The sequence below is a fragment of the Pandoraea terrae genome (genome assembly GCF_902459695.1).
Lineage (GTDB): Bacteria > Pseudomonadota > Gammaproteobacteria > Burkholderiales > Burkholderiaceae > Pandoraea > Pandoraea terrae.
In genome coordinates, this window is record NZ_CABPRZ010000028.1 from 25,695 (window position 1) to 37,508 (window position 11,814).

The window sequence follows — 11,814 nt, forward strand, 5'->3', positions numbered from 1 at the left end:
GCCGCATCAGTCCTCGCCACACTGATGCGAGGGCGCGGCCGGCGGCTGCCGGCCGTGGTCGCCCGGCGCTGCGGCCGCCGCAGCAATTTATGGCTGCTTGAACAGGTCGAGGATGCGCTGGCGTTCCTGCGTTTCGACCGGCCCGGACGGCTGATTCGGCAGCAAAGCGCCGTCCCCCGATGTGTCCTGCGTCAACCCCACCGTACTGACGGCCTTGCCCGGCGGATAGTCGTCGAAGAAATAGTCTCCGTTGGCCTGAATCACGCCATCGGGCACGGGGCGCGTCTGCTCAGGCACGCCGCGCAAGGCTTTCTGCATATAGTCGATCCAGATCGGCAGGGCGAGGCCGCCGCCTGTTTCGCGATCGCCGAGATTGCGCGGCTGGTCGAAGCCGATCCAGGCAACCCCCACCAGTTGCGCCTGATAGCCGGCAAACCAGGCATCGTGCGAATCGTTGGTGGTGCCGGTCTTGCCCGCCAGGTCGCTGCGCTTGAGCATGTTCGTCTTGGCGGCCGTGCCGCGCGTGGCGACGTCGTGCAGCATGGAATTCATGATGAACGCATTGCGCGTGGAAATGGCGCGAATCGATTCGTCGCCGGCCACGACCGGCTTTTCTTCCATGAGGGTGTTGCCCTTCGAGTCGGTGATGCGCGCGACAAGGAACGGGTTCACGCGGAAGCCGCCATTGGCGAAGACCGCGTACGCGCCGGCCATCTGCAGTGGTGTCACGACGCCGGCACCTAGCGCCATTGGCAGGTACGCCGGGTGCTTGTCCGCCTCGAAACCGAAGCGCCCGATGTACTGCTGCGCGTAGGCCGGCGTAATACTCTGCAGAATGCGGATCGATACGAGGTTGCGTGACTTCATCAGCGCGACACGCATGGGCATCGGTCCGTCAAAGCCGCCGCCGTAGTTCTTCGGCTCCCATGGCTGCCCGCCTGTTTGCGCCGCCGAGAACGACAGCGGGCCGTCGTTGATGATCGTGGCAGGGGCAAAGCCCTTTTCCAGGGCCGCCGAATAGATGAACGGCTTGAAGCTCGAGCCCGGTTGACGCCACGCCTGGGTCACGTGATTGAACTTGTTGCGGTTGAAGTCGAATCCGCCGACGAGCGAACGGATTGCGCCATTCTGCGGATCGAGCGAAATGAATGCGGCTTCGATATCCGGCATCTGCGAAATTCGCCAGTTGCCTTTGGCATCCTTGTTGACGCGAATGACCGAGCCGTCGCGGATTTTCTGCTTCGGCTGCGCACGGGCGTTGAGCCCGGCCGCGGCGAAGCGCAAACCGTCGCCCGTGATATTCAGCTCGTCGCCATTGAGCAGCACGGCCTTGACCTTCTGCGGCGACGCCGAGAGTACGACGGCAGCCACCAGGTCGCCGCTGTCCGGATGCTCGACGAGCGTGTCGTCTATCAGTTGCTCGCGTTCGTCCGCGTCGGCCGGCAGGTCGATGTTGGCTTCCGGGCCGCGGTAACCGTGCCGCAGTTCGTAGCTCATGACGCCGGCGCGTAACGCCTCATAGGCGGCTTCCTGGTCGGCCGAGTTGATCGTGGTGTAGACGTTGAAGCCGCGCGTGTAGATTTCGTCCTTGAATTGCGCATACAGCAACTGGCGCACCATTTCCGCGACATAGCCGGCATGCACGCTGAACTCGCTGCCCAGTCCGCGCACCGCGAGTTCCTGTGAAACTGCCGTTTCGTACTGATCCTTGCTGATGTAGCCCAGGTCAAACATGCGCTTCAGGATGTATTCCTGGCGAACGCGCGCCCGCTTGTAGTTCACGATCGGGTTGTACGCGGACGGGGCTTTCGGCAGACCTGCCAACATCGCGGCCTCGGCGAGCGTGATGTCCTTCAGATCCTTCCCGAAGTACACCCGCGCGGCACTCGCGAAACCGTAGGCGCGCTCGCCAAGATAGATCTGATTCATGTACAGCTCGAGAATCTGATCCTTCGACAGACGCGATTCGATCTTGTACGCCAGCAGCGCCTCATAGATCTTGCGGGTATAGGTCTTCTCGCTCGACAGGAAGAAGTTGCGCGCGACCTGCATGGTGATCGTGCTGGCGCCCTGCGACGCGCCGCCCTTGACGACGTTCATGACCCCGGCGCGGAAAATGCCGACGAAGTCGACGCCGCCGTGCTGGTAGAAACGGTCGTCCTCGATCGCGAGCACGGCCTTCTTCATCACCTCGGGAATGTCATTGATGCGAACAAGGTTCCGGCGTTCCTCGCCGAATTCACCGATCTGGATCTCGTCCGCCGTATAGATGCGCAGCGGAATCTTCGGCCGGTAGTCGACGATGGTGTCGAGCGACGGCAGTTGCGGCGTCATCACCACCAGCACGTACCCGGCAAGCAACGCGCCGCACACGAACATGGCGGCAATCAGGCCGGCGAACCACAGAACAAGCCGGAGCCAGAGCGGGCGGCGTGCGGGGGGCGGGCGGCGGTCGCGCGAGGTATCGGTTTCGGGAGTGCTTGCCATGGGGGAGCGGGAGTCAACGTTGGCCCGATTATAGCGTCCGCTCCCGGCGAGCCATCCGGGGGGCACAGAATTGCGGCTTTTTCCGATGTCTTTGCTCGGAACGTCGGCAGTTGCGTTCGGACGTCATGCCGTTTTTCCGCATCGCCGGCAGAGGCCGCCAGGAATAGGAATCCGCCGATTGGGGCCGGCCGGCTGCGTGGCTAGCATGTCCTTCCATCGACAGGATTCATATGACTGGGAGTGGTGCAATGGTCACAGAGTTTCTCCGCCGGGCAACGCGCATCGCGAAATCGGCGGCATTTCGCGCGGACGCGGGCGTTTCCGCCGGCGACAGCGGCGGGTGCGGTGTCTATTTCGATGATGTCGCAGTGCAGGTCGTGCGGCTGACGCGTATTCCCGGGCCTGCGCGCGCCCGGCTCACGGCGTGCGGGGGCGCGGCATTGCCGGAGGGGGCGGTCCGTGCGGGGCGCGTCAGGAAGCCCGAAGCCGTTGCGCGGACATTGGCCGAGGTTTGCGAGCGGCTGGGGCTGTCGGCCACCGACGTCCGGCGTCGCGATACCGCGGTGATTGCCGTGCCTGCCTATACGCTCGTGACGGAAACGGTTGTCTGTCCACGCGAGATGGCGCCGCGTGCCGCGCGTGCATGGGGCGAGCGCTTTGCTGCGGCGCTGCTCAACGACGACGGCGGACGCCGGCGCGTGGGCGCCACTTGGGCAGGGGCCGGCAGGCGGTCGCTGCGGGTCTTCGCGTGCGCGGGCGAGACCGTCGACGACCGGCTCGCCATCATGGAAATGGCAGGCTTGCCGGTCCATGCGGTCGATGCCGCGCCGCTCGCGGTCCGGCGCGCGTACTTATGGGGGAGCGATGGGCCAACGCATGCGGAAACATGCGACGCGACGCGACTACACGGACTCGTACAGATCGACGAACATGGCGTCGACGTCGGCGTGTTCGACGCCGCCGAGTGCCTATCGGAAAGGCGCGTCCCGGTGGCCGCCGAAGGCGCGACGCCGATGCGGCTCGCCGATGCCGTGCATCATATTTGCCGAGAATTGCCCGTGGCGCCGCAGCGCTTGCACGTGTCGCCCGGCAGTCTGCCTCAGCAGACGGCAAATGCCTTCTGCGACGCGGTGTCGGAGACATTGTCCGTGCCGGTACATACATTTGACCCACTCGCCGGCCTCGACACCGTCGGCGCGGTGGGGCGAGTCCGCAACACCCTTGCGCAGCGCGCCGCACTTGCCACCGCGTGCGGACTGGCATTGCGTGGATTGGCCCAGCGCGGCATGCCCTTGCGATGAATCACCTGGACCTGCTGCCAACCTGCGGCCAACGTTTGCGCGCGGCGTATCTTCGGCTCGCTCGCGCCATGGCGGTGTTTTCCTTCGCGGGACTCGTGATTGCAGGCGGCCTCATCCTGTCCGGCGAGCGCGCACTGACGGCGCGAGCGTCCCGCGTGAAGGCGGCCGGCGTGATCAGCCATGCCATGCAGGAGGATCTGCGCGAATGGGAGGCGCTGACACGGAGGCTGGCTCAAGCGCGGTCGCACCGGTTGGCGGCCATTGCGATTCACGAACAGCGTTGGAAATCGCCCGCCGCACTGATTGATCTCGCGAAACTTGTGCCGTTCGGCATGCGTCTCGACCAAATTTCCGGGCATCCCGGTGAACTGCGCGTGGAAGGCGTCACGTCTGCGCAGGCGCGCGTCAAGGAGTATCAGCGCGCGCTGCGCACCCTGCCGTGGGTCCGGCGCGTTACGGTTGTCGATATGCGCATGACGCCAGTGTCAGCGGGCAGTGCAGGCGGGATGTCCCGCTTACAAGGCATTCGTCGGTTCACGCTGAAACTTGACGCCGTGCACGACGGAGCACAGAACCCCGATCAGGACGTCGGGGGCGCCGCATGAGCGCCGACCATTCGGGGAGCGGCTCGCCCCGGGACGGGACCGCAACGACGGCGGTGCGTCGGCGCCTGCTATCGCTGCTGACTGCATTTTTCAACACTTTCCGGGCAATGTCGCCGGAAGAGTGGCCTCGACCTTGGCATGCGGGGTTGTCGATGTTGGTCGTCGCGATGTCTGCGTTTCTCGGGTACGGGGCGTGGCATGTGGTCCGTTCGCCAGCGCGGGCGGCGCTGGTCCAGAAGGAGGCGGAATGGCGTCAGGCGCGCGAGGCAGACGCGGTACGCGTGGCCGATTTGCCGCAACTGCGGGCGCTTGATCGGGAAGGGATGGCGGCCGCGGCGGCGCTGAATGCGCGGTTGCCGGCGGCAAGCGTCGACGACATCCCATCGCCTCAGGCTTGGCTCGCGGATGTCGACGGACTCGCAGGGCACTACGGACTCGCGTTCGATGCCGTGCAACCGGCAGGTGAAAAGTCGACGCCCCACGGCACGCGCCATCGCGCAAGTTGGCGCCTGCGAGGCGCATTCGCAGATGTGGTGCGGTTCCTGGGGGCCGTTGAGCGACTGCCGCGTCTCATTTCCATCGAACAGTTGACGCTTGAAGCCCCACCACACGTGGGGATCCCGGACTCGGCGCCCGGTGCCGCGTCAAACGTTCTGCAACTGACGCTGGTGTTGGCAACCCATACCTGGCGCAACGATGCGCGGCACCGGCCGGACGACGAGGGCAGCGTGGATGAAACGGCGCAACGTACAACGGATGACTTGGCGACGTTGCCCGATCTTCCTGAATCCAGCCCGCCGCTAGACGTGCCGTCTGAAATGACGGACCCGTTCGTGATGCCGCTGGGCATCCGCAGCCGCCCGGCCGAGCGTGCGGCAACGGCAGCGAAGGGGAGTGATGCGTCGCCCTCGGCGTCCGGCTGGCTCGGGGTGATGCACTACGGCGACCGGGCGCTGGCCCTGACAGGCACGGGCGAAGTCACGGCGGCAACGGATCGCACGTCATGGCCAGCGTTGATGCGCATGCCGTCGCCGCCGGCCGGCGCCGTGTCGCTGCACGTGGCCGGTGCCGATATCCCCCATGTCCTGCGGGCGTTTGCGAAGCTGACCGGGACCAACCTCGTCATCGGCGAGCGTGTGAAAGGGCGACTCGATATTTCACTCGACGGTCTCGCGCCGGCACAAGCGCTCGACGTGCTGGTGCGCGCGGCCGGTCTGGAGCAACGTCGGTTGGACGGGGTCGTATGGATCGCGCCGCGTGCCGACGTGGTGGCAGATGAGCGGCAACAGTTGGAAGCCCGGGCGAAACGCGATGCGTTGATGCCGCTCGCCAGCCAACGATTCGCACTCAATTACCAACGGGCGGCGGATTTACGGAAAGTCCTGATGGGGGAGGCAGGACATCGCCTGCTGTCGACACGCGGCAACCTGATTGCGGATCCTCGGACGAACCAGCTGTTCGTTTCCGACCTGCCAGAGAAACTCGACGAGGTGGCTGCGCTGATTGCCCGCATCGATGTTCCTGTACGGCAGGTCCTGATCGAAGCGCGCATCGTCGAAGCCGACGACCGCTTCAGCCGCAACCTCGGCGTCCGGCTGGCCGGGCGGCTGGGAAGCGAAAGCAGGGAAGAACGGGGTCCGTCCGGCCATGCCGCATCGACGGACAGCGCTGCGGCCCCCTCGCCGGACGCCTCCCGGGACACGCGCCCAGGCGGGCAGGCCGCCCGGATCGCGCTGCCGGCCGGCGATTTGAGCGGCTTTGTGGCGCCCTCGTTGGCGATCACCCTGTTCGGGCGCGCGGCAAGCCACATGCTGCAATTCGAGTTGTCCGCGCTGGAGGCGGCGGGCCGCGGACGTGTGGTGTCGCGCCCGCGGGTGGTGACCGCCGACAAGGTGCAGGCCATCATCGAGCAGGGTACGGAATTGCCGTATTCGCAGCGTGGCGGGCGCCGGAACACGTCTTCCGTTCAGTTTCGCAAGGCAAGCCTGCGCCTGGAAGTCACCCCGCAAATTACGCCGGATGGCCGCGTCATTCTCGATGTCGACGTCAGCAAGGACAGCGTCGGCCAGGAAACCGCCAACGGTTTCGCGATTGATACGAAGCATGTGAAAACGCAGGTTCAGGTCGAAAGTGGCGGCACCGTCGCAATTGGCGGCATTTACCAGCAGGAGCGGCGCGGCGCGACGGCGCAGGTGCCCGGACTCGGGGATCTGCCGTTGCTCGGGAATTTGTTCCGCAATCGGTCGGCCAACGACCGGCGTACGGAATTGTTGGTGTTTCTCACCCCGAGCATCGTTCCGGACGCCGGCGCCGACGTTCCGTGGCCTGTCCGGGCGGGCGCCGACCGGTTGCCGGCCGTCCTTGACGGGCGCCCGGCCGATGCTGCGCCGGATACGCGCGAAGGCGCCCCCAACGGCGTCCCGGAGGATCCGGAACCGTACGAAAATCCGCCCGCTCGCCGGTCGCCATGGACACGATCGGAGCGCCCGCGACGCCGATGTGGTCCGCACATGCGTGACATATCCCGGTATGATCTTGAAATCGAACCTAATTTGCAGCGATTTATGCTGGAAAACGTATTTTTCGTCGGTCTCATGGGCGCCGGAAAGACGACCGTGGGCCGCGCCGTTGCGCGCCGGCTGGGACGGCCGTTCTTCGACTCCGACCATGAAATCGAAGCCCGCACCGGTGTCCGTATCCCGATCATCTTCGAACACGAAGGCGAGGACGGCTTTCGTCTGCGTGAAATGCAGACGATCGACGAGCTGACGCAACGCAGCGGCGTGGTGATCGCCACGGGCGGCGGCGCTGTCTTGCGCGCCGAGAATCGCGCATACCTGAAGGAGCGCGGCACGGTCGTGTATTTGCGTGCCAACCCGCACGATTTGTGGCTGCGCACGCGCCGGGACAAGAATCGGCCCCTGTTGCAGACCGCTGACCCGCGCGGACGCCTCGAGCAACTGTTCCAGGAGCGCGACCCGCTGTATCGCGAATGCGCCACGTTCGTGATCGAAACGGGGCGGCCGAGCGTCACCGCGCTGGTCAACATGGTACTCATGCAGCTCGAAGTCGCCGGCATCGTGCCGCCTGCCGCGCCGGTGGACGAACCGTCGGCGGCATCCAGCTGAACGGCGAGACTGGCCCGGCGGCAGCGCGATGGCGGGCCGCGGCGCCCAAACACGGCATAATATCGCCCATGATCACGCTAAAACTCGACCTCGGGGAACGCGGTTACCCCATCCACATCGGCAGCGGCCTGCTCGCGCAAGCCGACCTGTTTGCGCCACATGTCCGTGGCCGCCACGCGGTCATTGTCACCAATACGACCGTGGCGCCGCTCTACGCCGAGCACGTCGCGCAGTCGCTTGCGAGCCTGGGCAAGCAGGTCGTGACCGTCACGCTGCCTGACGGCGAGGCGTACAAGAACTGGCAAACGCTGAACCTGATCTTCGATCAACTGCTCGGTGCACAAGCCGATCGCAAGACCACGCTGGTTGCGCTGGGCGGCGGTGTCGTCGGCGACATGACCGGATTCGCGGCTGCGTCCTATATGCGTGGCGTGCCGTTCGTTCAGGTACCGACGACGCTGCTTGCCCAAGTCGATTCTTCGGTGGGCGGGAAGACGGGCATCAATCATCCCCTGGGCAAGAACATGATCGGCGCCTTCTGGCAGCCCAGCGCTGTGCTCGCGGATATCGGCACCCTGCAGACGTTGCCGGAGCGCGAACTGGCAGCGGGACTCGCAGAGGTCATCAAGCATGGCGCCATTGCCGACGCCGAATTCTTCACGTGGATCGAGGCGAACATCGACAAGCTCAATGCTCGCGACCCGCAGGCGCTGACGTGGGCTGTCCAGCGTTCGTGCGAAATCAAGGCGCACGTGGTGGCGAGCGACGAACGTGAGCAGGGGCTGCGCGCCACGCTCAATTTCGGCCATACGTTTGGCCACGCCATCGAAGCCGGGCTCGGTTACGGTGAGTGGCTGCACGGCGAGGCAGTCGGTTGCGGCATGGTGATGGCAACGGATCTCTCCGCTCGCCTCGGCTTTGTCGAACCGGCGTTGACCGCGCGCGTGCGTGCGCTGGTGGCTGCCGCGCGGTTGCCCGTCAAGGGCCCGGCGCTCGGAGAGGATCGCTATGTCGATCTCATGCGCGTCGATAAAAAGGCCGAAGGCGGCGATATCCGCTTCGTGCTGCTCAACCGGCTTGGCCAAGCGTTCATGACGAGCGTGCCCGACGACGACTTGCGCGCGACGCTGCGCGCGGGCGTTTAGCGGACCGGGGGCGCAGGCGATGATCGATTACGAAGCTTCCCTGGCCCCTTTCGCGGCACGCTCCGCTGACAGCAGGGGGCGCCGATATCCTGAGCCTGAACCGCCCACGCGCAGCGAGTTTCAGCGCGATCGCGACAGGATTATCCACTCGACGGCATTTCGCCGCCTCGAGTACAAGACGCAAGTCTTCGTGAACCACGAGGGGGATCTGTTCCGCACGCGGCTAACGCACAGTCTCGAAGTGGCGCAGATCGCACGTGCCATCGCCCGAAACCTGCGGGTTAACGAAGACCTCGTCGAAGCGGTATCGCTCGCGCACGACCTCGGCCATACGCCGTTCGGGCATGCGGGACAGGACGCGCTGAACGCGTGCATGCGCGAGTACGGCGGTTTCGAGCACAATCTGCAAAGCTTGACGGTGGTCGACGAGCTTGAAGAGCATTACGGCGGATTCAATGGCCTGAACCTCTGCTTCGAGACCCGCGAGGGCATCCTGAAGCATTGCTCGCGGGCCAACGCGACCAAGCTCGGGGAGTTGGGGCAGCGTTTCCTGCGCGGACATCAGCCGGGGATCGAGGCGCAGATCGCCAATCTCGCCGACGAAATCGCCTACAACAATCACGATATCGATGACGGTCTCCGTTCCGGCCTGCTCACGCTCGAACAGCTCGACGAGGTGGCGCTGTGGCGGCACTTCTGCGATGAAGCGCGCCTCGCGTGGCCGGGGATCACCGGGCGCAGGCTGGTACATGAGACCACGCGACGCATCATCAACGCGTTGATCGTGGACCTGATCGCCACGACACGCCAGCATATTTCTGATGCGTCGCCCAGTTCGCCCGATGATGTGCGCCTGCTTGGGCCGCTCGTCGCGTTCAGCGCGAAGATGCGGGAGGACGCCACGCAACTCAAGTGCTTCCTGTTCGACAACCTCTACCGTCACTACGTCGTCATGCGCATGACAGGCAAGGCCGGACGCATTGTCAGCGAGTTGTTTTCCGCATTTCTCGACGATCCGCGCCTGCTGCCGCCATCGTATCGGCCGGGCGATGCCGCGGACCAGCCTCGCTGGATCTCGCATTACATCGCCGGCATGACCGACCGTTACGCGATCAAGGAATATCGGCGTCTGTTCACGATCGAGCCGGTGCTGTAACAGCAGCCGGGCGTTCAGGCGTCGTCAAAGTTACATGTATTTCGAGCACAAAAGAAAAGCGCCGCACACGGCGGCGCCTTCTGTCGGAAGTGTCTGACGCTTAGAACGTGTAGCCCAGCGACAGGAACGTGATGACCGGGTTCAGACGCACCTTGGATTGGCTGACGGTCGCGGCGCCGTTGGGCAGCGACGTGGTCAGTGTGGCGGTGGTGCTCACCGGGACGTACGACACGGAGAAAGCCATGCTCCAGTGCTTGTCGATGTTGTAGTTGATACCTGCATTGAACACCGGCGCCCACGAATTCTTCAGCTTGGCCGTCGTAAATGCCGTCGGCTGGCCGCCGCCCAAGGACTGGGCTGCCATCGCCTGCAGGTTCGAATGGATGTTGATGTTCGAGTAAAAGAAGTAGCTCGCGCCCAAGCCCACGAACGGACGCCACGTGTCGGCTGCCTGCCCAAAATAGTATTTCACCAGCACGGCCGGGCTCCACTGCGTGGCGGACGCCAGCGGCTGGCCATCGGGGGCGGTAAGCGCGCCGGTACCCGTCAGGTTGAACTTCGGCGCAACGCCGAGCACCACTTCCGCAGAGATGTTGTCGGTAAAGAAGTGCATGAATGTGAGGCCGGCGGTATCCGCATCGTCGACCCTGGCGCCGGAGTTTTGCAGACGCTGGTTCACGGCCCCCTGGAAGGCCGGCGGCAGAATCGTGCTGCCGGTAATCTGCAGCGGATCGCTGGAATCTTGCGGCGTGAAGTGGAACCACCCCACGTTGACGACGTTATCACCTGCCTTTTGTGCGAGTGCGGTGCCCGATGCCGTCAGCATGGCCAGAGCGGCGATGGTCAGATACTTCAACTTCATTGAGTTGTCTCCTGCTCAAGATTCTTTGTTGTCGAGAATTCCGAAACTTGAAATTCCAAGCCATTATGCCGACCGGTTGAAGGCCGAGGTAGCGTCAGTATGGAGGTTGGGCTCTAAAGTTGTTGTTTTCCTGCATCGTCGCACAGGTCCCCTAAGGGAAAAAAGGTGTGGACAAAATAAAACGCGCGGCCCTATGGCCGCGCGTTTCGGGCGGATTGCCGTGCCGCCGGGGGGGGGCAGTCCCGCGTGCTGGCTTTAGAACTTGTAGCCGAGCGAAACGAACGTCACAATCGGATTAAGCCTAATCTCCGCGTCCGACGAGGACAGGACAGTGCCGTCAGCCGCCTTGATTTTGATGTTCGCCGTGGTCTTCAGCGGCACGTAGGAGACCGATGCGGTTGCAATCCAGTGCTTGTCGAACGTGTAGCCGACGCCGGCGTTGAGCACCGGCTGCCATGACGACGACGATTTCGCTTCCACGCGCGTGGGGCCGTTGTGGCCGGAGGTCGAGGCAAGCACGTCGCCAAAATTGCGGTTCAATTGCGCTTCGAAGTTCGGATTCAGCTTAACGTCCGTGAAGAACGTATAGCTGACGCCGAGACCGAGAAACGGGCGAAGACTGGCGTCGGCGTCGCGGAAATAGTACTGAAAGACGAGCGCCGGGCTCCATTGGCGCACGCTTTGCACGATCGGATTGTTCGCGGGCGCGCCGAGGTCGATACTGGTCAGCGCGCCGGCGATGCCTGGCGGGGCGATGACGCCCTGGCCATTGAGCTTGAACTTCGCGGGCACGCCGGCGACCGTCTGCATGGCGATGTTGTCGGTCAGGAAGTGGGTAAACACCAGGCCGAGCGTATCGGAGTTGCTCACCTTCGCGCCCGAGCCCGGTGATGTGAAGCTCGGCGGGATAATCAGCGGATTGATAAAGTCCTGATTGACGTGCGTCGTCATCGGCTTGCTGGAGTCCTGCGGCGCAATATGGAACCAGCCGGTACTGATGACGCTGTCGCCTGCATGCTGGGCGAACGCGCCGGTCGCAGTGAAGGTGCAAAGGCCGAGCGCGCAAAGGCGCGCCACGGACGATAAAGTCCGAGTTGTCATTGTCCATCCTCCCAAGATTATTAGTTTGA

The 11,814-nt window shown here is 64.3% G+C and carries 8 protein-coding genes; 5 read left to right on the plus strand and 3 right to left on the minus strand.

Going from position 1 to position 11,814, the window contains the following annotated elements; all coding sequences use genetic code 11:
* Nucleotides 1-87 precede the first annotated feature (87 nt).
* Nucleotides 88-2,487, minus strand: a complete 2,400-nt coding sequence (locus PTE30175_RS23595) for a penicillin-binding protein 1A (RefSeq protein ID WP_150699511.1) — start codon at nt 2,485-2,487, stop codon at nt 88-90.
* A gap of 248 nt (nt 2,488-2,735) precedes the next feature.
* Here PTE30175_RS23595 and pilM point away from each other — a divergent pair, with 248 nt between their 5' ends.
* From pilM to PTE30175_RS23620, 5 genes are all read left to right on the plus strand, one after another.
* A complete protein-coding gene (gene pilM, locus PTE30175_RS23600; RefSeq protein ID WP_150699512.1) occupies nt 2,736-3,788 on the plus strand; it encodes a type IV pilus biogenesis protein PilM in 1,053 nt (350 codons plus the stop codon).
* The gene (locus PTE30175_RS23605) at nt 3,785-4,393 is read left to right on the plus strand and encodes a PilN domain-containing protein (RefSeq protein ID WP_150699513.1); all 609 of its coding nucleotides are present in this window, start codon (nt 3,785-3,787) and stop codon (nt 4,391-4,393) included. Before pilM ends, PTE30175_RS23605 begins: the two co-directional genes overlap by 4 nt.
* Nucleotides 4,394-4,545: 152 nt before the next feature.
* The gene (gene pilQ, locus PTE30175_RS23610; RefSeq protein WP_191629193.1) at nt 4,546-7,521 is read left to right on the plus strand and encodes a type IV pilus secretin PilQ; all 2,976 of its coding nucleotides are present in this window, start codon (nt 4,546-4,548) and stop codon (nt 7,519-7,521) included.
* A gap of 68 nt (nt 7,522-7,589) precedes the next feature.
* Nucleotides 7,590-8,666 carry a 3-dehydroquinate synthase gene (aroB, locus tag PTE30175_RS23615; protein ID WP_150699515.1) on the plus strand — a complete coding sequence of 359 codons (1,077 nt, stop codon included), beginning with the start codon at nt 7,590-7,592 and terminating at the stop codon, nt 8,664-8,666.
* A 19-nt stretch (nt 8,667-8,685) separates the two neighbouring features.
* The gene (locus PTE30175_RS23620) at nt 8,686-9,822 is read left to right on the plus strand and encodes a deoxyguanosinetriphosphate triphosphohydrolase (protein ID WP_150699516.1); all 1,137 of its coding nucleotides are present in this window, start codon (nt 8,686-8,688) and stop codon (nt 9,820-9,822) included.
* Nucleotides 9,823-9,922: 100 nt separating this feature from the next.
* On the opposite strand, the gene PTE30175_RS23625 is transcribed toward PTE30175_RS23620, so the two are convergent.
* Together PTE30175_RS23625 and PTE30175_RS23630 are read right to left on the minus strand one after the other, a co-directional pair.
* Complete coding sequence (locus PTE30175_RS23625) at nt 9,923-10,684, minus strand: OmpW/AlkL family protein (protein WP_150699517.1); 762 nt, start codon at nt 10,682-10,684, stop codon at nt 9,923-9,925.
* A 255-nt stretch (nt 10,685-10,939) separates the two neighbouring features.
* Nucleotides 10,940-11,785, minus strand: coding sequence for an OmpW/AlkL family protein (locus PTE30175_RS23630; RefSeq protein WP_150699518.1), 846 nt, complete (start codon nt 11,783-11,785; stop codon nt 10,940-10,942).
* Nucleotides 11,786-11,814 lie beyond the last annotated feature (29 nt).